This window comes from Spirochaetota bacterium (assembly GCA_030154445.1).
In the GTDB taxonomy this organism is placed as follows: Bacteria; Spirochaetota; Brevinematia; order Brevinematales; family Brevinemataceae; genus Brevinema_A.
The window spans coordinates 1-24,381 of sequence record JAGUQW010000015.1; the positions used below are offsets into that span (position 1 = coordinate 1).

Below are 24,381 nucleotides of genomic sequence, written 5' to 3' on the forward strand. Positions count from 1 at the left end.
AACAGTACCAAGTCCAACAGCAGATACTGTATATTATAAGAAAACTGAAATTGAAGAAAATTATAAAGTTATAGAAATTGCTGATCTTAAAAATGAATTAGTTACTTTAGATAAGGATAATATTTATTTAAATCATGAAGCCTTAGAAATGGTTTTTGATAGTAAAGCAAATTCTCTTAATGTTGTTGTTAAAGAAGGACCTAACGCTGGATCATATAACTATTTCCTTAATCCTGTAAAAGGTGTAACTCCTGGAGCAACAGGAGCTGGGGTACAAAAAGGTATGTATTATTTAACAGCATCTAAAGTTGGAGCACCCTTGGACAAACATTTTATTGGTATAGAAGTACAATCTACAGCTAATGATAATGCCTATGGAAAATTTGTAACAAGTGCTACAGGAGTCTTGACCGATACAGATATAAATAATAATGGTAAAAGAAATCTAGTTACTAGAAATTCTGTAGATATAGAGGATACTTTATTATTAAAATTAGAAGATATAAATAAAAATGGTCTAGGGATGTTAAATTCTGCTAATAATGATTATACTTTTAATCCTAATAATACTGAAGAAATACACCTGGATACAAAACAACGGGTAGTGTTATATATAAGTAAAAAATCTGCTGCTCAGGAAACAAACTATTATCGTATATCATTACAAGAAATAGAAACTAAAGATCCTACTCAAGGAGAAAGATTTACTTTCAAAATGATTAGTAATACAAGAAGTGATATAAACTTTAGAGGGAATCTAGCTTATCCAATAGTAGCTTCAGGAACAGCAGTAGCTTCAGGAAGTCCTGTAGGTGGAGCATTAGGTGGAGCATTAGTAAGAAATAATTGGTTTTGGGCAGTAGGTATACCAGATAATTCTATAAGTATATTTGTAGGATATGCATCAAGCATGGCTTATGCTAAGGACAATAGGCGGCTTGCTCTAGATCCAAAATTACTACCTTTAGATATCTTAAAAAATGATCCAAAAGTAAGTAAATCATTGGATGATCAATTGAGTGGTGGTAAAGGAGCTACTGATTGGTATCTTCCTGTAGATGAAAATAGAGAAATATTAACAGATGTAGGAACAATTAATTTTGCTTTCCGTACGCCTCTTAGAACTGCAGCTACTACTGGAGTAGGTACTGCATCTGTAGCTGTTTATGATTTTGATATGACTCTTCGTGATGCGGCAAATCCAAAAAATGCAACAGGAACTAGAGCAGCTTATTTGACAAAAGTAATAGCAGATATTGGACGGGATGATGGTATTATAAATGCTCATGGGGTTAATGAATCTGTCTTTAAAGCTATAATCTCAAACAAATATGTCGCTATAAAATATGGTACAGGTTCAGATGAAACAAAAGTAAAACTAGCTATTGGTGATACAGCTGCAAGTGCTCAATTGAACTTAAATAGCTTACAATATTGGAACTATGTACCTAAATTTGTACTTGATGCAAATCCAAGAGTTATACAAAATTTATCAACGAAAGGAACTTGGGTATTCAAAACTGGTAATAATACGACTGTTCCTACTTATAATGCTGCTAATACAAAAGATTATGAATTTGCTGGAGATGGATCCTTTATTACTATACATAATGTAGTAGCTTCGGTAACAAATTCAGTTACTTATGGTATACAAATGATTGAAGATACTGATGCAAATATAGGATTGTTTCAAGTTAATGGATTTGGTGAAGATAATCGTAAATTTATGATTATAGATAATACCGTAGCTGGTAATGATACAGCTAGATATGCAATAGGAAATACTATTACTGGAGCTAAAACAGCTTTAGCTGCTCAAACACATCCAAACTTGTATCGTAAACAATCTATTATATCTGTAGGTCGAATATTTTCAGCATTAGCAGGAAGAGATATTATAGTTGAAAGAACTTATAATGTGCCTGGTCTTATATTTTATTATAATTCAAAAAGTGTATATGAGTATAGATTCTCATATAATTCTAGTGGTGGTGCTCAAGTGTCTATAACAACCATAACTAAATCTAGAAATGAAACTCATAACTATGAAATGTTTATATTAGAAGATACCTCTACCAGTGAAGGTTACTTCACTTTGATAGCTGCTGGAAACCCAGAACATAATAAGATAATAGGAATTAAAGCTGATAGACCTGAGTATTTAAGTACTGGTCAATTTAAAATACAAGTAGAAGGTAGAGATCGTATAAAATTAAGCTCCCATGTAAATAAAGCTCAACTTATTGGTAATATAGCTGATCAAAAATCATGGTGGGTTTTTATAGTAAATGCAAATGATGAAAAAAGTACTGTATTTAAAGAAAAAGATGTAGTGTTAAAACTACAATCATTGGGAGCTATAGGATCTTTTTCTGTAGGAACAACTCTTGATACACCTTCTGGAGTCTTTGATCCAAATAATAATATAGTGTATAATTTTAATGGAAATGGATTAACGCTACAAGCAATAGTTGCTATTAATGGTGTTAAATCTTACTTTAATTATGATTTATCTGTAGTTGAAGAGGTATCTTCTGGTGGTACTATTGATAATACAAAAGGAGTTTTAGTAGCTGAGGGATCAGATATTTCCTCTGAAAGTTCATTCTTGCATAATAAGTTTATAGATGTAGATATTCTTGATGATGATAGATATATTATAACTTATGGTAATTCTGTTGCATTGGCTAAAGCTAGAACAACAGCTCTAAAAAATAGAGCAACAACTTATCCATATAGTTATTGGACACATGAAAAACTTCCGAATATAGATATGCAAAATAGAGTTATTGATACGATGAGAGAATTATCATTAGAATATAGAGATGTTGTTGAAGTGACAGATTGGGATATAACTAAACCACTAAAAACTACTCCAAGGAATGGTCTTGTATTACTTAGTGATAAAAGATTCTATAAAAATAATGGTATTGGAACTAGCCGTGTAAAAGGCGAAGGATATTATGATCTAAAAGATTATTATTATTTTCAAGTAATTGCAGATACATCTACTAAAACAAGTTCATGGGTAATGAAACAAGCTCTTACTAATAATACTGGTGTTATATTTGTTACTGATATGTATCAAAGAATTAAAACATTAGAATATGAAAGTCCTACAAAAGGAACATTTTTATTATTGAAAGGTATATCTGCAGCTGGTGGAACAGAATTAAGTGGTAATGCTGAAATGAGAGAATTATTTGAAAATGCTGTACTATCTGTTAATGTTGATAAAGATCAACAAATGATCATCGGTTATGCAAAACCAGCTTCAGCTAGTCGTGCTGATATAGAAACAGCGATTGTTGCAGCTAAAGCGGATAGAGATGCTAGACTTTCAGATATAAGACAATACACTCCAAATCTTGTTGGTGAATATATTGCTAGACAACAACATTTTGTTCCTTTTATTATTTCAGGAAATATATTTAGAACATTTGTTGGAGAAAATCATCTTGAAGCGGTCACTCCAGGAACAGATGCAACTAATTTTAATTTTAATGGAAAACAACTTTCTGTAAGATTTTTAGCTGGTAATGATAATGAATTTGGAGGAACTAACAATTTTCATGCATTGGTAAAATTAAAATTAAACTCACAACTTAATATAGCAGGTAGTGTAGCTGAAGACTCAGGAACAGATGAAACCAAATTATTATTACAATCTTTGAGGGTAAATGGAAAAGAGACAATGGTATTTAAATTTCATAGACCTAATACTCTAAGCACTGCTTTGGTAACAGATAGTTCTTGGTCTAATCTTATATTTAATAAATATCAAGCAATAAGAATAGGAACCGGAGCAAATCTACTTCAACATAAATGGGCATATGCTGATTCCATATTAAAAGCACAAAGTCTTGCAGAATCCTTACCTTTTTATAACGGAGCATATGCATGGACATCTTCAACTGAAAGAAGAAATCATATAAATAGCTTTGTAAAACCTAATTTCTTTTATCAAGTTAAAAAAGTAACTACAGCACATCAAAATTTCACTTCTTTTACAAGTTCAGGAACGGTATTCTTAGAATTAGTACATTTTAAATCAGGAAATAGAACCTTTATGACAGTTAAAGAATTTACTGGTGCTAATACTATGATTCCAAATCCATTTACTTATGAAATACTATTAAAAGATGCTGCTAATGGTGGTGTAATATCATTTGGAGTAGAAGGTTTTGGACCTATGAATGGAGTCTTTTTATTCTTCAATACATCAGACGTAAACAATTCGAAACTACTGATATTTAAACCAAAATCTGGAGAAGAGTTTACTAGTGCTGCAGCTAGTTTCTTACATGGTAATACTGCTGTTGGACCTTCATTCTTATTTTCTACTAAGAGTAAAAATATTCAACAACCTGCTCTTTCTCAATCAGGTACTCCACCAAACTATTAAAATATATTTTATATAGGTATAGTTAAATTTATTAAAGACCTCTTAGAATTATCTAAGAGGTCTTTTTTATTTGTATTTTATACTAAATGATAATATAATAATTGAAAAGAGGAGATATACTATGAAAAATGTTTTAATATCGTATAGTTGTGGAAAAGATAGTACACTTGCTCTTTATAGAATGCTTCAACAAAATTATAAAGTGCTAGGATTAATTGTTACTATTAATAAATCTACTCAAGTGTCATGGTTTCATCTTATACCAAGAGATATTATTCAAGAAATTGCTGATTCACTAAATATACCTGTATATTTTGTAGAATCTACAGGATCTCAAAATTATCTGGAAACCTATGAAGACACCCTACGAAAAGTATCAATTCAAACAAATTCTAAAATATGTGTATTTGGAGATATAGATATTTTAGAACATAGAACATGGTGTATAGATAGAACGAATAATGTAGGTATAGAAGCAATATTTCCACTTTGGCAAGAAGATAGGGAAAGTTTGACCTATGAATTTATTGATTCGGGCTTTGAAGCTATTATTAAAGTAGTGGATACGAATGTTTTATCTGAAGATTTTTTAGGAAAAAAATTGACTAAAGAAGTCGTAGAACAAATCAAACAAAGTGGGGCAGACCCCTGTGGTGAAAATGGAGAATATCATACTATAGTATTAAATGGTCCTATATTTAATAAAAAAATAGATATTAAATATGTAGATATTTCTCAATATGAAAAATATAGAATTTTAAATATTACAAAAAATAATAATTATTTTTCTTAATTTATAAAAAAAAAGCATACTCTTTAGAGTATGCTTTTTTACTTGATCGATTATATCAATAATTATTTAACCAAATTTTCCTGTAAGGTATTCTTCTGTTTTTTTATCTTTAGGAACAGTAAACATTTTTTTAGTTGTATCATATTCAATAAGCTCACCTAAATACATAAACGCAGCATAATCAGAAACACGACCAGCTTGAGCAATATTATGTGTTACTAATATAATAGTAACAGATTTTTTTAGACTAATAAGAAGTGATTCTATCATAGATGTAGATTTTGGATCGAGAGCAGAGGTAGGTTCGTCTAACAGTAATACTTCTGGATTCATAGCAAGTGTTCGAGCAATACAAAGACGTTGTTGTTGTCCTCCAGAAAGAAAAGATCCTTTGTCATGGAGTTTATCTTTGACCTCATCCCATAAAGCTGCTTTTTGAAGAGATTCTTCTACTAATTGATTTGCTTCAGATTTACCTAATTTAGCACCATTAAGAGTATATCCTGCAATAACATTTTGATAAATACTCATTGTAGGAAATGGATTCGGATGCTGAAAAACCATACCAACACGCCGTCGTAATGAAATAGAATCCATTTCAAAAATATTTTCTTGATTTAAATAAACACTACCTTTATAAGTACAATTATCAATAAGCTCGTTCATTCTATTGAATGTTCTTAATAAAGTTGATTTTCCACAACCAGAAGGTCCCATAATAGCAAGAATACGATGTTCTGGTATATGCATATTAATAGATTGTAAAACTTGAGTTTTACCATAAAAAATGCTGAGATCTTTAACATCAATAATACCAGGCTTTTGGATGCGTTGGGAAGATGTTAAAGAATTAATGAATTTTTTATTACCAATTTTCATAAAATAATCCTTTTGTTTTACTATTTACTTAGAATATGTTATTAAAATTTTATTTTTATTTTATCAATAAAAGGTTTTATAATTAAATTTAATATTAAAACAATAATAGCTAAAGCAAGAGATGCTCCCCAAGCATTAGCTATAAGATTTGCGTTAGGCGATGTAGAATTTTTATAAATTTGCATAGCAATAGTTTCCATAGGTCCAAAAATATTAGTTGAAAAATAAGGATTACCAAATGCTGTGAATAACAAAGGGGCTGTTTCACCTAATACTCTTGAAATACCGAGTACAACTCCTGATGAAATTCCACCTGCAGCAGCAGGTAGAATAATTTTTAAAAGAACTCTACTATAAGGCACACCTAAGGCTAAAGCAGATTCTTTAAGGGCTACTGGGATTAATAATAATGTTTCATAGGAACTTTTAATAATAATAGGAAGCATCATAATCATTAATGCAAAACTTCCTGATATTGCACTATATGCTTTGAAAGTCATAACAATCCAAATATTTGCAATAATTCCAAAAATAATCGAAGGAATTCCTTGTAAAGAATCTACACAAATAAGAGTCAGTTTACTAAGTAGAGAGTTTTTATTTTCAGAAATGTATATGGCAACTAATATACCAAAAGGTATTGCGATTATTGAGGCAAGTCCTACAATTATAATCATTCCTATAAAAGAATTTCTTATACCACCGATAGCAGAACTAATAGTTGATCTAGAAAGTTCAAAAAATTCAGTATCAGCCATAGGTGCTGGAGAATCTGTAATAAAAAATAAAGGACTAATATAAGTAAATCCTTGTGCAACAATAAAAAATATAATTAAGAAAAGTGGTATTAAAGCACAAGATGATAAAAAATAAATAAATAGTTTAAATAATAGTGCTTGTTGATGAACTTTTTTTGGTGATATCATAATCATAACCTTTATTGATTCTTGTTTTGGTTTGTATATCTAATGATAATTTTACCTAATAAAGAAAATAGTAACGTAATAATAATTAAAATAAGACCAGCTTGAATAAGAGAACTTTGCTTTAACCCACTAGATTCACCATATTCATTAGCAATTAAACTAGCAATTGTTTGTGTTGGATCGAAAATACTAGTTGGAATTTGATTTCTATTACCAATAACCATAGTTACAGCTAGAGTTTCTCCTAAAGCTCTTCCTAATGTAAGAAGAATTCCAGCTATAATTCCAGAACGAGCATGAGGTAAGATTATTTTTGTAATAACTTTATATTTACTTGCACCTAATCCTAATCCAGCTTGTTTTAATTTTGTAGGAACAAGAGAAAAAGCTTCTCTCGAAAGAGATGCAGCATAAGGCATTATCATAATAGATAAAACAAGAGATGCTGTAAATAAATTAGCCCCAAATCTAGGTACTAAAAAGAATAATCCCCATAATCCATAAATAATAGATGGAATACCTGCTAATAAATCAATTAATATGGAGAATAATTTTAAAAAAGGTGAATTTAGAGAGGTATATTCTGTGAGTAATAATGCTATTGCTATAGCTACAGGAAATGCAATAAATAGAGCTATGAGAGAACTTAGTACTGTTCCAATAATAAATGGTAAAATAGTAAAGTTACGATAATTTTCATCTGAAATAAGAGTTTTAATTTTTTGTGTGGTTATATCGATAATTTGAGAAGATAAAATTTGTTTTTTTTTAATAACAATATTACCACTCCATTCAATATTTTGATTTAATTTATTATTATTTCTATCTATAAGATTAGAAGAAATAGTTATTTTATAGATACCATCATTAATTAAATCAGGAGTTTTTACAATTAAAGTCATGTTAGTATTAATATAAGAAAAATTTAAAAGTTGATCATTATATTGTAAAGTAATAAGATCTGTGAAATTTTGATCTTTTAAAGGCACAGAAAAACTAAGAATTAAAGAATTATCTTGATTAAGATGAACTTTTGATAATTCTAGGAATTTAGTATTCCATGTAGATTTAGTTAAAAAAGAAAATCCAAATTTCTTTATAGATTCAGAACTATTCCATACTAAAGATGAAATAAGTGCAACAACAAAAAAGACAAAACATAAAGCACTTAAATAAGTGATATTATTTGTGATTGTATCACTTAAAGAATTTTTTATCATAATTTACTCTAATTAAATATCATTATTGATATTTGTATACATTTACAATGTTTCTACGACGGAAATCCCATCATAGGTAATTTGATTAATTATATTTTGTCCTAATTCTAATACATAAGTAGGAATAGGGGAAAAATATAAAGCAGCATGTTTTTGTTGAACTTCAGGTCTGTACATCCATTGTAATAGTTTTACGAGTTCTTGCGCTTGTAAAAGAGTACGATTGTTATAATTTTGTTCTTTTCGTACTAATAAATAAGAAAAAGTAGTCATAGGTGCAGAATTCATACCATTTGCATCGGTTAATGATACTCTAGTATCTATAGGAATAGATACATTAGTAGCTGCTTCTGAAGCATTTTCAATATCGCCAAGTACAAAATTTCCAGCTTTATTTTTGATTTTAGCTACAGGGAAATTATTTTGTTTTGCATATACAAGATCAACATAAGCAATAGCACCTTCATTTTCTTTTGTGAATCCCATTACTGATGAATTTCCTTTCTGACCAATACCAGCAATCCAATTGATTGTTTTACCTGTACCAAAAGTATTAGCCCAATTTTGACTAGCCTTAGCCATAAACTCAGACATAATAGAAGTTGTTCCACTACTATCAGATCTATATACAGGAGTTATACTGGTATTTGGTAATTGAGCTTCAGGGTTTAATTTTTGAATAGTAGGGTGATTCCAAGTTGTGATTTCTCCAGAATAAATTTGATAAATAGTTTCTGCATCTAAAGAAAGAGGATTAGATTCATTAAATCCAGGAAGATGATATGTGAAATTGACTGCAGCCAGTACAGCTGGAATATGTAAAAGAGTATTGGTGTACTTAGTTATTTCTTCATCAGATAGAAAAGCATCAGTTGCTCCAAAATCAACAATTCCAGAAACAATATTTTGTATTCCAGCTCCGGAACCTACAGCTTGATAAATTACAGGAATATTTTTTTCTTTTGTATATTGAGCGAAAAGTTGATTGTAAATAGGTGCGGGAAATGTTGCTCCTGTACCTTGGAGTGTAATTTTATTATTTGATCCACATGAGCTTAAAAATAAGCTTAAAAATAAAAAATATGAAAATTTTTTCATAGTAGTCCTTCCTATTTGTATTTGTTGACTTATTTCTTTAATATTGTTTCTGCGATTAATGGTTCTTTATTATAAGTAAGTTCTGTTAATTTTTTCTTAGCTGCATTACGAAATTTAGGTGTCAATGTTGCGAAGAAAATAGGTTCTAATTCTTTTTGTGCACTTGGAGATAGTAACCAATTAATGAAATTAACTGTTACTTGAGCTTGTTCTTTTGTTCTATTATTATAATTTTGTTCTTTTTTTACAATAATATATACAAATCCTGTAGCAACAGCAGCTTCTTTTCCTTTATGAGGGTAAGTTAAGTCTACTCTATTATCATTATTTGTTTCTGCAACTTTCATAGATTCTAAAGTTCTAAAATTACATCCTCGTCCATAGGTTCCTAGATAATTGTTAATTCGTATTAAAGGTATGTTGTTTTGAGTCCCATATATCATCGTTGTATAAGTTAATGCTCCTGGAGTTTGAGAAAGAAGTTGCATCATCTCTAATGATGTTAAACGCTCCAATGTATTACCAATCATTTTAAATTTATTAATATTGCCTTGTTTCCAAGTTGGAGTTGCTTTTGTTAAAAATTTTGTAAATAGTGCTGTATCAGCAGAATTGGTAGAACGCTGGATAAAAGTAATAGAAAGATCTGGAAACACACGAGTTTTATCTGTGGAAAATTTTGTGTTTAGAGCAATAATCTTAGGATCATTCCATTTGATTATTTCTTTGTTTAGTATTTGAACTAATAATTCTGGAGTTAAATACACAGGATCATCAAATATAGAAAATCCTTTTCCAGGAATATTATAAGCAAAATTAATACTCGCAGCAGCGATAGGTATATGTAAAATATCTGGATTTTCTTTTACTTGTTGATCTGTTAATGAAGCTATACTGAGTGCAAAATCTACTTCTTGATTGATTATAGCATCAATACCTGTATAAGAATTTTCAGTAGTATAGGAGATATTAATATTAGATTCTTTTGTGAATTTTTTAAATAACAATGAAGATAGAGGTAAGCTAAAGCTAGATCCTATGCCTGTTATAGTTGCTTTGTAGATTTTAACAGGTCTCTGAGGAGTACTACAATTAGTTATAATAATACATAATATTACAACTAAATAACTATTTAAATATTTTTCAAACATAATAACTCCGTGTTTTTAGATATACAGATAAAAAATATGCATAGATATTTCCTATTATAACGATTGTAGATAGTTTTGTCAAATGTTTTTTATATTGATTTAATACTAGATTTTATTTTAAAAATAATATAATATATAATATAATGAGGTAGTGATGCAAAAACAAGTGTCTTTAGTTACAATAGTAAGGTATACACCAGAAGGTACTATAATAAAAATTAATAATACTGTACATAGGGCTATTATAGATAATGATATTATATCCCTTAAAAAGGGAAGTTCATTTTTAGGAATTGTTTCTTATGAAGGGCAAATCATACAATGAAGGGCAAATCATACAAATTAAAAAAATATCTGACACAGAAATAGATAATAATACTAAATTGAATATTATTGTCTAACTTGAAATTAATAAGGGTATTGTAAAAATGAAATTAAATAAAATAGATATCAATGATTTAAGGTCAGGCATGTTCTGTACCAAAGCTATTGTAAATAAAAAAAAAGAAGTTCTTCTGCCAGAATTTCATTCTATTCACCCTTTGTATATTACTGAATGGCGTGATAAAAGACTTTTTACAGAAGGTGAAGTATTAACAAATAAACAAGATCAAAAGAAATCTTTTGAATTACCTAGTTATATAGAAAAAGAAACTAGAATATTATTACAAAAATATTATGATGATATTAAAACAATAAAAGAAATCTATAAAAACATTAAAAAAATTGATATTAATGAAGTACAAAAGTTAGCTTCTTTTTGGGTATCGTATGCTTTGAAAAATAAAAATATGTCTAGTTTATTGGCTGTATGTAGACATGCTTTATTTGAAGAAGATGAATATTTTTATATTCATACAATGGATGTGGTACTCATCTCCTTAGGTATTTATAAATATTATTATAAAAAAATTAAATCTTTAGAGTTGAGTCATTTAATTATGAGTGCTATTTTTTTTGATATAGGAATGCTATTATTACCAAAAGAATTAAAAGGATCTGTTGATAAATTTCATGAAGAACAAAAATTAGAAATAAAAAAACACACTTTATTAGGATATGGCTTTTTAATAAAATCAGAAGTGCCTTATGTTTTAGCCTTACCTTCTTTAGAACATCATGAAAGACCTGATGGGAGCGGTTACCCTAGAGGAATTAGTGGAGAAAATCTCCAAGCAAATAGTATTATTATTTCACTTGCTGATGTTTTCACCTCTCAAATGAGAGCTAGATCTTTTAAAGAAGGTAGAGAGCCTGCTGAAATCTTAAAAGATTTTATACAGACAATGATGCCTGTATTTCCTAATAATTACAATTTATATATTTCAGCATTTATTTCTTTTATGACTATTTATCCTACAACTAGTATTGTAAAATTAAGTACAGGTGATATAGCCACTGTATTACAAACAAATATAGAAAACCCAACAAGACCAAAAGTGTTACTTTTATTAGATAAAAATATGAATAAATATTCATCAAAAATAGAATTAGATCTTACAAAAGATTCAAATACTATTGTTGGTACTTATACTAGAGCAATGCTTGTAGATTTAAAAATATCTTTAAAAATATTTTAGGAAAAAATATTGAAAAGGAAAAAATATTGAGTAAAATTGTTTATAAACAACAAGAAAATTCTATAATACTAGAATTTCCACAAAAAAATATGCTTTTTTATGAAGATATATCTTTTGAAAAAGCTGAGAATTTTTTTATTGAAGAGTATAAAAATATTCAACAATTACTTACTCCAAAAAATTTAATTAATTTTCAATTAATTACCGATATAAAACAAGAAAGTATAAATAAAATCACGAAAGATAATAATTTTCTTTTTAAAGGTAATAATTTATTAGTTTTGTATACTATTTTACCTATTTTTAAAGAATCTATAAAATTAATTTATATTGATCCTCCATATAATACAGGAAATACATTTATATATAAAGATAAATTTTCAAGATCTTTATGGCTTTTGTTTATGAAAAATCGAGTAGAAGTAGCTCGAGAATTCCTTCAAGATGATGGTGTTTTAGTTGTTCAATGTGATGAAAATGAACAAGCGTATCTAAAAGTTCTTTTAGATGAAATTTATGGAGAAGATAGCTTTTTAGGAATGATAACTGTTTTGACAAATCCTAGTGGTAGAGATTATAAATCTTTAGCACGAACTCATGAATATTTAATTATTTATGGTAAAACACCAAACACAGAGTTATACCCTCTAATATTAAATAAAGAATTTCCTTTTGAAGACACTTTAGGCGGATTTGAACTGAGAAGCCTTAGAAATGGAAATGTTAGATTTCATCAAGGTAATAGACCTAACTTATACTATCCTTTTTATACCAATCCTAAAAAAAAAGATACTAATGGGCATCATGTTGTATCGCTCTCTAAGAAAAAGGGTTGGGTAGAAATTTATCCACGAGAATCTCAAGGTGTACAAACTGTATGGAGGTGGGGTAAAAATAAAGTTTTGAATAATATTACAGATAATTCATTATCATCAAATCTTATTGCAAGAGCTTCAAAAGATAGTTACTTAATTTTTGAAAAATATAGAAAAAAAACTCGATTAGCTAGAACAGTTTGGAATGATAAAGATTTTTATACAAGTAAAGGTACTAAACATATAAAAGAATTATTTGACGGGTCTGTATTTGATTATCCTAAACCTGAATTACTAATTGCTAGAATTATTGATATTACTACTAAACCAGGAGATAGGATTATAGATTTTTTCTTAGGTTCTGGAACTACAGCAGCTGTTGCTCATAAAAGTAATCGTCTATGGATAGGGATAGAGCAAATGGACTATATAGAAACAATTACTATTCCAAGACTTCAAAAAGTAATAGCTGGGGAAACTGGGGGATCAAGTAATCATTATAATTGGACAAAAGGTGGTTCATTCATCTATAGCCAGTTAGAAAAAAATGGAACAAAAGATTTCCCCTTTTATACAAAATTACAAAAAAATAATATTATAAATCAATTATAAAAAAAGAAGAAGGTGTTTATGTTGTTGTCTAGAACTTTATTATGTATAAGTATGTTATTATTTACTACTTGTTCATCTATAGAATCTTATAACTTTAAAAACAAAGTTAGAGGATTGGTTGCTATTAACAAAGGTAACCCAGCTTTAAGATATGTATTTAATGCTAACGCAGATCTAACAGTAGATTATAATATTTTTTATTATTTTGAATCTGGTATAAGTGATATAGCTGCTGTATACAGAACAGTAGATGGAACATCTTTCGATGCTTTTGTTATAAAAGGTAATGAAATATATCGTAGTATAGAACCTCAGAGATCACCAATGTTTGTAGATCCTGAAGCAGTTGAGCCTTACTTGGTATTAATTCGTCCAAACTAAATAATATATATATTAAAACAAAAAAAAATACACTTTAAGTGTATTTTTTTTATTGTTTTTCAGTAGTATTTTCAAATTCTTCTAAAATTTTTAGAGCATTGTTAGCTTCTCGTCTGACTATCGTTTCTGGATCATTATCAGCTTTATACTTTAAAATATTTTTTGAAGATACAGAGTTTAATTTAGCTAAACTTTTAATAGCTTCTGTTCTAATAGCAGTATTATCAGATTTTGTTAATCTCTCAAGAGTTGGAACTATATCTGAAGAATCAGTGTACCCTAATCCTGTAATACTATTAAGACGAACAGTTTGTTCTTCTTGTTCATTGATAGCTATAGGCGTTAGAATTTCTAAAGCTTGGGGATTTTTTGTATGTCCTATAGCCAATGCTGCATAGCGTCTTATAAAACGTGTTTCTCCGGTATTTTCTAGTAATTTTTTTAATATTGGTATTAAAGATTCATCTTGATACATGCCAAGAGCAACAACAGAAGCTCCTCTAAGATCTTGATGATTAGTTACATTAGTTGCTATCTCTGTGATAGTAGCTAAGGCTTCAGTATTTTTTAATTTTCCTAAAGCTTGTATGGCAGCAGCACTAAATCTCATAGCTTTAGGTTCAGCTAATTGTTTTTTTAATATATTAAAAATATCTGTACCAACAGGTATTTCCATTAGTTCAACAGCATAAGAAGCTCTTTGCAAAACAGAAAGATTTGTTTCTTTTGTAAAGATATCTGTCCAGAATTGGGTATTATCTTTATATTTCATATCAATAAACACATAAATAATCTCTTCTTTTATAGAAATATTATTTTCATTAGTAAAAGAAGTTTCTAACAATTCAAAGGCATTACTTTTTTTTCCAGATCGTATTTTTTTTACTACGGCTAATCGTTGATCCGAAACACCATATTCCATAGTTTCTATCCAAGAATCTAGTTCACTTTGTTCTGGTGACACAGTAGTTGTATTTGTAGAATCTACTGTTTTTATATTAGTATTGGAAGATGTTTGACTAAATAATGTGAGATGTATTAATAATAAATTAAGTAATAAAAATAGTTTCATAAATTTCTCCCTTTTCGCAAATAGAATGCTATTTGGTATGTATCGGATTTTTTTTAAATATTATTATAAATTGTACGCTAAAATATGTAAATATTCAAATAATTATATTGTGTTTTTACAAACAATATTGTTGGCATGAATTTTGCTAATAATATTATATAATATAATGTTGATATAAATCAAATATATTATTATTATAAATATATGATAACAATAACAGGGAGGACATATGACTCAAGAGAATCATAACAAAGAAGAAATTCAAGAAGAAGATTTACAACAGGTAGCTTCTGATACTGTTGAAAATATAGAAGATATTGTTAAAGATGCTATAGAAGAAATGAATGATGATGCTGTTGCTATTCTAGAAAAAGAAAATCAATCATTGAAGGATTCTTATTTGCGTCTTTCTGCAGAAACAGATAATTATAGAAAAAGAATTCAACAAGAAAAAGAAAACTTTAAAAAAATAGCTTTGAAAGATGTTGTTGAAAAATTACTTCCTGTTGTTGACAATCTTGAGCGTAGTATTCAAGCATCTAGTAATTCTGATAATATTGAGTCCTTACGAGAGGGTATTAATATGGTATTAAATCAATTTGAGGGTGTTTTGAAAGATATAGGTTTAGAAACTATAGAAATATCTAAAGGTGATGAGTTTGATCCTCAATATTGTGAAGCTGTAATGATAGAAGAAAGAGATGATATTGCCCATTCTATGACAATAGTAGATGTATTTGAAGCTGGAAGAAGACTAAGTGGACAAGTAATTCGTACAGCCAAAGTTAAAGTTGCTAAAAAAAGTAACTAATAACTAATTTATTAAAAAATATAATATACCTTAAAAAAGGAGACGAAAATGTCAAAAATTATCGGAATTGACTTAGGTACAACAAATTCTGTTGTATCAGTAATTGAAAACGGTAAACCAGTTGTTATTGCAAACCAGGAAGGGTCAAGAACAATGCCTTCTATTGTTGCATTTACAGAAAAGGGGGATACCCTTGTTGGAGCTCCAGCTAAAAATCAAATGGTTACAAATCCTGAAAATACAATTTATTCTGCAAAACGCTTTATTGGTCATCGCTTTGATGAAGTATCAAACGAAAGAACTCCTTATGTAATAAAAAAAGGATCTAAAGATCATGTAGTATTTCAAACACGTATTGGAGATCAAACTCCAGAACAAATTGCTGCATTAGTACTTATCAAATTAAAAGAAGCTGCAGAAGCATATTTGGGAACAAAAGTAACAAAAGCTGTTATCACTGTCCCAGCTTATTTTAATGATTCACAGCGTCAAGCGACAAAAGATGCTGGAACTATTGCTGGATTAGAAGTAGAGCGTATTATCAATGAGCCTACAGCCGCCGCTTTAGCTTATGGCTTGGATAAAAATAATGAAGAATTAGTTGCAGTTTATGATTTTGGTGGCGGTACTTTTGATATTTCTATTTTAGAAATTGGAGATGGTGTTTTTGAAGTTAAATCGACAAACGGAGATACACATCTTGGCGGCGATGATTTGGATAATGCTATTATTGATCATATTATTAAATCTTATAAAAAAGAATCCGGAATTGATCTTTCTAAAGATGCCATGGCTATGCAAAGACTTAAAGAATCTGGTGAAAAAGCAAAAATTGAACTTTCTTCAAAAGCAGATACTCAAATCAATTTACCATTTATCACAGCAGATGCATCAGGGCCAAAACATTTAAATATGAATATGACTCGTGGAGAATTAGAAAATATTGTGCGTCCTATTGTTGAGCGTTCTTTAATTCCTTGTGAACAAGTATTGAAAGATGCTGGAGTTTCTAAATCAGATATCAAAGAAATTATTCTTGTTGGTGGACAAACTCGTATGCCTTTTATTGTAAATATGGTTAAAAACTTTTTTGGAAAAGAACCTTCTAAAGGTGTAAATCCAGATGAAGTTGTATCATTAGGTGCTGCGATTCAAGCGGGTGTACTTAATAAAGAAGTAAATGATATACTACTCTTAGATGTGACTCCTTTATCTTTAGGTATAGAAACATTAGGAGGAGTAAGCACATTCTTGATTTCTCGTAATACTACAATTCCTGCATCAAAATCACAAGTGTTTTCTACAGCTGCGGATAATCAAACAGCAGTAACAATACAAGTCTTACAAGGTGAAAGACCTATGGCTAGTGATAACAGAGTGTTAGCAAATTTCAACCTTGAGGGCATTCAACCAGCACCTCGTGGAATTCCTCAAATTGAAGTAACATTTGATATTGATGCAAATGGTATTCTTAATGTATCTGCAAAAGATTCTGGATCAGGAAAAGAACAAAAAATTACGATAGAATCTTCTGGAACACTAAGTGCTGAAGAAATTGCAAAAATGCATGCTGATGCAGAAACTAACGCAGAATCAGATAAAAAACTAAGAGAAACTATTGAACTTAAAAATCAAGCGAATGCAGTTCAATATGGAATTGAAAAATTATTAACTGATGATGGCGATAAAATTTCGGAAGCTGATAAAAAAGAACTTGAAGAAAAAAATGAAGACCTTAAAAAAGCTTTAGAAGGCGATGATCATCAAATTATTGAAAATGCAATGAAAGCTCTTGAACCAGTATCAACAAGAGTTTATCAACATCTTGCAGCTCAAAAACAACAAGAAGCAGCAACACCTGGTGATGAAAAAAAATCAGACGATGATGTAATTGATGCTGAAGTTGTAGATGACGAAAAATAGTTAATAAAACTTACTAGTATAATAGAGAAAGATAGGAGTAAGTTATGCTTACTCCTATCTTTCTAGAAATTATTTAAAGTTGACAATCGTATGATTTTATATCATAATAATTAATAATACAAAAAAGATAAGGCAGGTGCCTAATGGCAGATTATTATGGAATACTTGGAGTTACTAATACTGCAAGTCAAGATGAAATAAAAAAAGCTTTTCGTAAACAAGCTATGAAATATCACCCAGATAGAAATCAAGGTGACACAGGTGCTGAAGAAAAATTTAAAGAAGTTGGAAAAGCTTATGAAGCTCTTTCTGATCCTGAAAAACGAAAAATGTATGATCAATATGGTGAAGCAGCCTTTCAAAATGGTGGTAATGGCGCATCTGGCGGCTTTGGTGGAGGCTTTAGTAGTAGTGGAGGTTTTGGTGGAGGCTTTGAAGATATTTTTGAAAGCTTTTTTGGTGGCGGACAAAGTCATCGTCCCCAACAAGTACACGGTGCTGATATTCAAGCTGAAGTATCACTTCAATTAAAAGATGTTCTTCATAAACAAACTATAGAATTAAAAGTGCGTAGAGCAGAAGCTTGTGAAAAATGTTCTGGTACAGGATCTGCTTCTAAAAAATCTCCTACAACATGTTCTACATGTCATGGTACAGGTAGAGTACAAGTTAGTCAAGGGTTTTTTGCTATGACCCAAAATTGTCCAAAATGTCATGGATCAGGTAAAATGGTCACCGATCCTTGTCATACATGTCGTGGAGAAGGTACTAATCTTAAAACAGTTCCTATATCTGCAGTGATTCCTGCGGGAGTAGAAAATGGAATGAAGGTTCGTTTATCTCAAGAAGGTCATGCAGCCCCATTTAATGGTATTAGAGGAGATTTGTATATTTATATTCATATCAGAAATGATAGTCGTTTTATAAGGGAAAGAGATAATATTTATGCTAAATTACCATTATCTTTTACTAAAGCTGTACTTGGTGGTGAAATAGAAATAGAAACATTAGAAACTAAAAAAACAATTAAACTACCTGAAGGGGTACAACCTGGTCAACGTATTAAAATAGATGGTGATGGGCTACCTAATGTTAGATCTAATAAGCGTGGTAATTTGATTTTGGAAGCTCATATTGAAGTTCCTAAAAAAATTAGTAATACTGCCAAAGATTTACTCAAATCTTATGCTCAAGAAATGAAAGAAAAAATATAATAAATTATTAATATCTTTTAATTAAAAAAAACCTCATTGGTATAATACTAATGAGGTTTTTATTTTTTAGTGAACAAATCTTCTATTATAAACATTTAGAATAAGAGCAGCACTTATAATAGAAGTAATATAAAATGATCCACCATAACTAATAAAAGGTAAGGGAAGACCTGTAACAGGCGCAATTCCAATATTCATTCCAATATTAATTCCTATATGGGTCACAAATATAGCTAGTATACCACTAGCCATAAAAGCACCTTCTTGATCTTTTGAAGTAATAAGAGTTTTAATTATTAGTAAACAATAAGTGACATATAAAAAAATTACAAAAAAGCATCCTAAAAAACCAGACTCTTCAGCAATAATAGCAAAAATAAAGTCAGTATGTTTTTCTGGAAGAAAACCACGAAGATTTTGTGTTCCTTGAAAAATACCTTGTCCAGATAATCCACCAGCCCCAATAGCAATTTGAGATTGAATCGTATTGTATCCAGCTCCTAAGCGATCAAATTCAGGATTGATAAATACCAAAAGTCTATTCCATTGATATGGTTTTAAGATAAAACTTAATATTCCCATAGTGAAAAATGAAATACCTAATATAAGAGAAGCACTTGTAAATTTGTTTATCCATGGAATAGGTTGAATTAATTCAATGAAAAAAGTTATTCCTGCATAAATCAATAAAATAATTGCTATGGCAAAAAAAGTACTAGGTTTTAATAAAATATCTAATAAAGCTATATTTGATTGATTTGATAAATAATAAAATTGATAATATGTGTAACTAAGCATTAAGAAACAAATAATAATACCAATTATTATAATACTTAATAAAATATTAATATCTCGAAATCCAACAAAACTCATAATAATATAAATACTACAAAAAATAATAGCAGTACCTAAATCAGGTTGTAAAAGAACAAGAATTAGTGGAATAATAAGAATAAATATAGATTTGTAAAATGTTATAAATTCTTTTTCATCTTTTGGGATATTTTTTAAGAATTTAGCATAAAAAAGAATATAACAGATTTTCATAATTTCAGAACTTTGAATACCAAATCCCCATATTCCTAACCAACTCTGAGCACCTTTAATTTCTTTTCCTATTAATAATGTTAAAATTAATAAAAATATGCCTAAAATATAGTACAATAAAGATGTTTCAATAATATAATAATAATCTATTGATAAAATAAAGATACTTAATCCAATTCCTATTAATATCCATGCTAATTGTTTAATATACAAATTGGTGTTTTGATTATTATCTAGTTGTCCTGTACTAAGAATAAAGAGAACACCTATAAGAGAAAGTAGAAATGGAATTAAGATGAATAAAGAAGAATGACCTTTGAATATACCTTTCATAGTTATCCTCTTTTTTTAAAATTAGGATTTGGATTTTTTTCAGGATATAGTTCTTCAAAATAATAATTGAATAATTCAGCTACAACACGAACTGCATTTCCTGTACTTGATTTTTCAAGTAAGACTGTTATGACAATGGTATCCTCGGCATTTCCATCTGTATTGTAGGGACCATAAGCGGTAAATAGACCATTATCTTTAGCTTTACTACCTAAAGATCCAGTTTGAGCTGTTCCTGTTTTTCCAGCAATTGGAACTCGTATCATTTTATATGTATTCAACCAACGAGCAGTACCATTTTTTCCTATAATGACATTTCTCATTCCTTCTTGAATAATTTTTAAATTATCAGATGGAATATTTAGTGTTTTTATAGGAGTTGGTTTTTGTTGCCATATTATTTTTTTGTCTCTAATTCTTAATTGTTCCTTTAAAATATATGGTTTGTAAATAGTACCATTATTTGCAAAAATACTAGTCATCATATTAATTTCCAATGGAGATGTTAGTATATCACCTTGACCAATTGCTATATTTGCGGTATCACCATGAGACCACCGTCTTTTGTGTGTATTTCGAAACCATTTATCATCAGGTATAAATCCTGGTTTTTCATCAGGAAGGTCTATTTGATAAGGGCTTGTAAATCCAAAATCTCTAGCCATTTGAAAAATTGCTTGACGGCCTACACTTTGAGAATTATGATAATAATATACATTTGCAGAAACTTCAATAGCTTTTTTTGTATCAACTTTTCCATGATTTTTCCAATCTTTAAAAACACGATTACCAATAGCATAAGATCCAGTTGTTGTTAAAATTTGATTTGGATCAACACCATTTTTTAAAAAAGCAGCCGTTGAAATTAATTTGAATGTAGAAGCTGGAGGATATAAACCTTGTATTGCTCTATTAAGAAAAGGATAAGTTGGATCAAAAATTAGAGGAGAAAATTCAATTTTTGTCCTATCTGAGTTATAAAAAATAGATGGATCAATAGATGGAGTACTAATTAAAGTGAGTACTTCTCCTGTGTTAGCATGAGTAATAATAACAGCTCCTATAAAATTAGTCATTAAATCATAGGCTTTTTGCTGTAATCGAGCATCAATTGTTAATACAAGATGATCGCCTTGTATAGGATCTTGTATTATATCTTGTTGTAAAACTTGTCCTCGAGCATTAACAGATCTCATTATTATACCGGATTTTCCACGAATAAGAGAATCATATTGTTTTTCTATACCGCGTTTACCAATATGAGTACCTAGATAATATTCACCTTTTGATTTGTTTTGATTGTACTCTTCTTGATTTAGTAAACCTGTATAACCAATAATATGAAAACCAGACTTTCCAAAAGGATAGACACGATTAGGTTGATTACTCCAAAAAACGCCAGGAAACTCTTCAATTTTTTCTGCAAATTTATTTATAATACTTAGTGAAGTATTATTTTGAAGAACTATAGGAGTGTAAGGATCAATATATTTGGATTTAATAATAGTACAAATTAATTCAGGACTAGAATTGAGTATTTTAGCCATTTCTATTAATTGATTCATTCTTTGTACTGTATTTGTTTTTGGTAAATTAGCTTCAATAACAGTTAAGACTAAAGACTGTTGATTATAAGCAAGTTTAAGTTCTTTATTTCTATCATAAATAATACTTCTATATGATGAAATACGGAGATCTCTTGTTTGATTTTGTTCAGCTCTATTTTTGAAAGTAGAACCTTCCAATACTTGAAGATAAAATAAACGAATAGTAAAAATAATAAACAATGAAATGATTATAATGATAAGAGCAAGTAGACGAGAAGAATGGATATTTTTTATATCTTGCATACAAACCTTATTTTAATTGTACCAGTTGTGTATATAAATGCTTTAATAATTGAGCTCTGCAGGTATTTAATTCTTCAAAATTACTAATATGTGAGAATATAGATGAATAATTTTGGAGACGAAATAATTGTTCTAACCATAAATTTCTATCACGAATAGAATAGATAGATTTATCAAAAAAATCTACTAAAGTGATAATATAACTCATATCTGTGTAAGAAAGAGAATCTTGAGCTAATAATTGAGTAATCTGAGAGATAAGTAATTCAATATTTTCAGTATCTTCAAGAAGTTCTTTTTTTGCTAATAGTTCAGAAGATTGAATTATTTGAGTAAGTTGAGTCATATGATCTATATGATCTAATTCACTAATACCAAAAGATCCAATATTTTGTAATAAAAACAATCCTGAATTTGGATGAGTAGTATAGGGAGTTAACTTATAACCTGTTTCTTCACATGTTTTTATTAATGAAGGAATAGTTCCTTGAAGTTCTAAACCTGTTAAATTAAGTAACAATGATAAATACAATCCATTTCCAGCAAAATTAATATCAGATGTAGAAAAACCGAATTCAGGAGTATAGGCAAAATGTATATGAGAATCTAAAGATAACAATAAAGAGTTAATGTTTTTATATATTTCTTTGAGATGTTGTCCAAATTCAATGGAAAATATATAAAAATGATTATATTCATTTGGTAATAAAATCCATTTACCATCTTTTTTGGCAAAAAAAACATGACCATTTTCTAAAAAATGATTAGTAATATTTAAATCTGACATTAATTGAAATTTATGGACTGATTCTAGTTTTTTAATATCTGTAGAAACGATTTGATCTGTATATAAATCATGTAAAAGTGTTGAAATTTTATTTTCAATTAATCTTTTCTCTTCAGTTGACAATTTTTCAGGAAAATTAAGAGCATCTATATTTCTAATAACACAGACACGACTTGAAATGATAATGTTATTTTTTGAAGTAGATGTTTGAGCCCTTAAAAGGGGCAGAACAATTTTTTCCATATGTGTATATCTTTAGTAATGAATTTGGCTAGTTTTTAATTTAGTAATACGCTTATTGATTTTGGCAGCTTCTTCATAGTTTTCAGTTCTGAGAACTGAAAATAATTTTATTTTTAATTTTTGTAATTCAATATTTTTTAAATATTGTTGTTTATATCTTGTAGGAATTTGCCCACAATGTTTAATACTAAAATTAGAATCTTGAATTTGCTGAAGGATTAAATCTGAAAAATCATGATAACAAAAACTACAACCTGCTTTTTGATCTTTTTTAAAAGTTTCTTTTGTAGTGCCACATAACCTGCATTGATTCAATATTTGTGTGGTATTGTTATTATCTATCAAAGAGTCTTCTGGAGTTGCTTTACCAATATGACCCACAATATCAGATAATATATGACGCATTTGATTAATAGTATCTATAATTTCTTTATTTTCATCAGCTAGTTGCGTAGTACTATTAGTTGAAAATTTTTTCAAAGCACATTTAGGACATAAACCTTCTTCAATAATATTATTAGATTTATTATCAATAGTTCTAAAGAATAACATTACTGGTTGAATACCACATACATCACATTTTTGAGAAAAATGTTTTTTAGACATGTTTATCCTCCCTATTTTCAGTTATTATAAATTATATCTAAAAAATGTCTTTATGTCAAGTTTATAAAGAAAACACTCTATATTTAATAGAGTGTTTGAGTCAAGTTTATTATAAATAGTTTTTATACATAGTATATATTTTTCTAAAGAAATTCATTTTATTTAATAGACCAATTTTATGATAAGAATTATTAGTATCATTTTCTATAAAATCATTATATATATTTCGTTTTTGAGTATATTTTTTTTTAGAAAAAGTTATTTTATTTTTTAATCCCATATCGTATTATATTCCTAAATCATCTAAAAATTTAATATAAGTATAATAAAAATCTTTATGTGCTAGTTCTTCAATTTTTTCATCAGGTAAAAATTCTAATAAATTATCAATATCTTTCATAAGAGAACTCACATCATCTTTTGATAAGGTTGTTAAATAAGATGAAGATATTGGTATATTCTGATTTAATTGTTGAAGCATATCTAAAGATACAGCCATGTTATTAATAGATTGTAGTTCATTACTATATTGATAATCGTTGATAATAATATCGTCAATAGTGACTTCGTCTAGGATCTCAGTATTATCAATAGTATCGTTGATAATAATATCGTCAACAGTGACTTCGTCTAGG

Annotated in this window: 20 protein-coding genes; 9 read left to right on the forward strand and 11 right to left on the reverse strand. The window is 28.7% G+C overall.

Annotation, left to right across the window (positions count from 1 at the left end):
* Together KFW21_06815 and KFW21_06820 are read left to right on the forward strand one after the other, a co-directional pair.
* Positions 1-4,405: hypothetical protein (locus tag KFW21_06815; protein MDK2819141.1), on the forward strand; the 4,405-nt coding region annotated here is incomplete at its 5' end.
* A 121-nt stretch (positions 4,406-4,526) separates the two neighbouring features.
* On the forward strand, positions 4,527-5,198 hold the full coding sequence (locus KFW21_06820) for a diphthine--ammonia ligase (GenBank protein MDK2819142.1): 672 nt from the start codon (positions 4,527-4,529) through the stop codon (positions 5,196-5,198).
* 66 nt (positions 5,199-5,264) lie between these two features.
* Here KFW21_06820 and pstB read toward each other — a convergent pair whose 3' ends face one another.
* The 5 genes from pstB to KFW21_06845 are packed head-to-tail and all read right to left on the reverse strand — an operon-like array spanning position 5,265 to position 10,472.
* On the reverse strand, positions 5,265-6,077 hold the full coding sequence (pstB, locus tag KFW21_06825) for a phosphate ABC transporter ATP-binding protein (protein MDK2819143.1): 813 nt from the start codon (positions 6,075-6,077) through the stop codon (positions 5,265-5,267).
* A gap of 41 nt (positions 6,078-6,118) precedes the next feature.
* Entirely contained in the window at positions 6,119-7,003 is an 885-nt protein-coding gene (pstA, locus tag KFW21_06830) for a phosphate ABC transporter permease PstA (GenBank protein MDK2819144.1), read from the reverse strand.
* An 11-nt stretch (positions 7,004-7,014) separates the two neighbouring features.
* On the reverse strand, positions 7,015-8,223 hold the full coding sequence (gene pstC, locus KFW21_06835) for a phosphate ABC transporter permease subunit PstC (GenBank protein ID MDK2819145.1): 1,209 nt from the start codon (positions 8,221-8,223) through the stop codon (positions 7,015-7,017).
* 42 nt (positions 8,224-8,265) lie between these two features.
* Positions 8,266-9,321, reverse strand: a complete 1,056-nt coding sequence (gene pstS / locus KFW21_06840; GenBank protein ID MDK2819146.1) for a phosphate ABC transporter substrate-binding protein PstS — start codon at positions 9,319-9,321, stop codon at positions 8,266-8,268.
* A 29-nt stretch (positions 9,322-9,350) separates the two neighbouring features.
* The gene (locus tag KFW21_06845) at positions 9,351-10,472 is read right to left on the reverse strand and encodes a substrate-binding domain-containing protein (GenBank protein ID MDK2819147.1); all 1,122 of its coding nucleotides are present in this window, start codon (positions 10,470-10,472) and stop codon (positions 9,351-9,353) included.
* 154 nt (positions 10,473-10,626) lie between these two features.
* Between KFW21_06845 and KFW21_06850 the strand changes: the two genes are divergently transcribed.
* The 4 genes from KFW21_06850 to KFW21_06865 all read left to right on the forward strand — a co-directional run bounded on the left by KFW21_06850 (position 10,627) and on the right by KFW21_06865 (position 13,860).
* A complete protein-coding gene (locus KFW21_06850) occupies positions 10,627-10,797 on the forward strand; it encodes a hypothetical protein (protein ID MDK2819148.1) in 171 nt (56 codons plus the stop codon).
* Positions 10,798-10,900: 103 nt separating this feature from the next.
* Positions 10,901-12,052: an HD domain-containing protein gene (locus tag KFW21_06855; GenBank protein MDK2819149.1), complete on the forward strand. Its 1,152-nt coding sequence runs from the start codon at positions 10,901-10,903 to the stop codon at positions 12,050-12,052.
* Between the two features lie 26 nt (positions 12,053-12,078).
* A complete protein-coding gene (locus KFW21_06860; protein MDK2819150.1) occupies positions 12,079-13,479 on the forward strand; it encodes a site-specific DNA-methyltransferase in 1,401 nt (466 codons plus the stop codon).
* Between the two features lie 18 nt (positions 13,480-13,497).
* Complete coding sequence (locus KFW21_06865) at positions 13,498-13,860, forward strand: hypothetical protein (GenBank protein ID MDK2819151.1); 363 nt, start codon at positions 13,498-13,500, stop codon at positions 13,858-13,860.
* 49 nt (positions 13,861-13,909) lie between these two features.
* Here KFW21_06865 and KFW21_06870 read toward each other — a convergent pair whose 3' ends face one another.
* Complete coding sequence (locus tag KFW21_06870) at positions 13,910-14,932, reverse strand: HEAT repeat domain-containing protein (GenBank protein ID MDK2819152.1); 1,023 nt, start codon at positions 14,930-14,932, stop codon at positions 13,910-13,912.
* A 229-nt stretch (positions 14,933-15,161) separates the two neighbouring features.
* Between KFW21_06870 and KFW21_06875 the strand changes: the two genes are divergently transcribed.
* The 3 genes from KFW21_06875 (at position 15,162) to dnaJ (ending at position 18,880) form a co-directional block, all read left to right on the forward strand.
* Complete coding sequence (locus tag KFW21_06875; protein ID MDK2819153.1) at positions 15,162-15,743, forward strand: nucleotide exchange factor GrpE; 582 nt, start codon at positions 15,162-15,164, stop codon at positions 15,741-15,743.
* Between the two features lie 48 nt (positions 15,744-15,791).
* Entirely contained in the window at positions 15,792-17,666 is a 1,875-nt protein-coding gene (gene dnaK / locus KFW21_06880) for a molecular chaperone DnaK (GenBank protein ID MDK2819154.1), read from the forward strand.
* Positions 17,667-17,809: 143 nt separating this feature from the next.
* A complete protein-coding gene (dnaJ, locus tag KFW21_06885) occupies positions 17,810-18,880 on the forward strand; it encodes a molecular chaperone DnaJ (protein ID MDK2819155.1) in 1,071 nt (356 codons plus the stop codon).
* A gap of 66 nt (positions 18,881-18,946) precedes the next feature.
* Here the strand turns inward: dnaJ and KFW21_06890 are convergent, their stop codons facing one another.
* From KFW21_06890 to KFW21_06910, 5 genes are all read right to left on the reverse strand, one after another.
* Entirely contained in the window at positions 18,947-20,260 is a 1,314-nt protein-coding gene (locus KFW21_06890; protein ID MDK2819156.1) for an FtsW/RodA/SpoVE family cell cycle protein, read from the reverse strand.
* A 2-nt stretch (positions 20,261-20,262) separates the two neighbouring features.
* Positions 20,263-22,110: a penicillin-binding protein 2 gene (gene mrdA, locus KFW21_06895; GenBank protein MDK2819157.1), complete on the reverse strand. Its 1,848-nt coding sequence runs from the start codon at positions 22,108-22,110 to the stop codon at positions 20,263-20,265.
* Positions 22,111-22,117: 7 nt separating this feature from the next.
* The gene (locus KFW21_06900) at positions 22,118-23,140 is read right to left on the reverse strand and encodes a hypothetical protein (protein MDK2819158.1); all 1,023 of its coding nucleotides are present in this window, start codon (positions 23,138-23,140) and stop codon (positions 22,118-22,120) included.
* Between the two features lie 12 nt (positions 23,141-23,152).
* Entirely contained in the window at positions 23,153-23,746 is a 594-nt protein-coding gene (locus KFW21_06905) for a hypothetical protein (protein MDK2819159.1), read from the reverse strand.
* A 286-nt stretch (positions 23,747-24,032) separates the two neighbouring features.
* The coding region (locus tag KFW21_06910; protein MDK2819160.1) for a hypothetical protein at positions 24,033-24,381 on the reverse strand (349 nt) is incomplete at its 5' end.

Bases quoted from the DNA above. Each gene is read 5' to 3' on its own strand.
- KFW21_06820 (MDK2819142.1), top strand. From the start codon at position 4,527: ATGAAAAATGTTTTAATATCGTATAGTTGTGGAAAAGATAGTACACTT.
- pstB (MDK2819143.1), bottom strand. From the start codon at position 6,077: ATGAAAATTGGTAATAAAAAATTCATTAATTCTTTAACATCTTCCCAA.
- pstA (MDK2819144.1), bottom strand. From the start codon at position 7,003: ATGATATCACCAAAAAAAGTTCATCAACAAGCACTATTATTTAAACTA.
- pstC (MDK2819145.1), bottom strand. From the start codon at position 8,223: ATGATAAAAAATTCTTTAAGTGATACAATCACAAATAATATCACTTAT.
- pstS (MDK2819146.1), bottom strand. From the start codon at position 9,321: ATGAAAAAATTTTCATATTTTTTATTTTTAAGCTTATTTTTAAGCTCA.
- KFW21_06845 (MDK2819147.1), bottom strand. From the start codon at position 10,472: ATGTTTGAAAAATATTTAAATAGTTATTTAGTTGTAATATTATGTATT.
- KFW21_06850 (MDK2819148.1), top strand. From the start codon at position 10,627: ATGCAAAAACAAGTGTCTTTAGTTACAATAGTAAGGTATACACCAGAA.
- KFW21_06855 (MDK2819149.1), top strand. From the start codon at position 10,901: ATGAAATTAAATAAAATAGATATCAATGATTTAAGGTCAGGCATGTTC.
- KFW21_06865 (MDK2819151.1), top strand. From the start codon at position 13,498: ATGTTGTTGTCTAGAACTTTATTATGTATAAGTATGTTATTATTTACT.
- KFW21_06870 (MDK2819152.1), bottom strand. From the start codon at position 14,932: ATGAAACTATTTTTATTACTTAATTTATTATTAATACATCTCACATTA.
- KFW21_06875 (MDK2819153.1), top strand. From the start codon at position 15,162: ATGACTCAAGAGAATCATAACAAAGAAGAAATTCAAGAAGAAGATTTA.
- dnaK (MDK2819154.1), top strand. From the start codon at position 15,792: ATGTCAAAAATTATCGGAATTGACTTAGGTACAACAAATTCTGTTGTA.
- dnaJ (MDK2819155.1), top strand. From the start codon at position 17,810: ATGGCAGATTATTATGGAATACTTGGAGTTACTAATACTGCAAGTCAA.
- KFW21_06890 (MDK2819156.1), bottom strand. From the start codon at position 20,260: ATGAAAGGTATATTCAAAGGTCATTCTTCTTTATTCATCTTAATTCCA.
- mrdA (MDK2819157.1), bottom strand. From the start codon at position 22,110: ATGCAAGATATAAAAAATATCCATTCTTCTCGTCTACTTGCTCTTATC.
- KFW21_06900 (MDK2819158.1), bottom strand. From the start codon at position 23,140: ATGGAAAAAATTGTTCTGCCCCTTTTAAGGGCTCAAACATCTACTTCA.
- KFW21_06905 (MDK2819159.1), bottom strand. From the start codon at position 23,746: ATGTCTAAAAAACATTTTTCTCAAAAATGTGATGTATGTGGTATTCAA.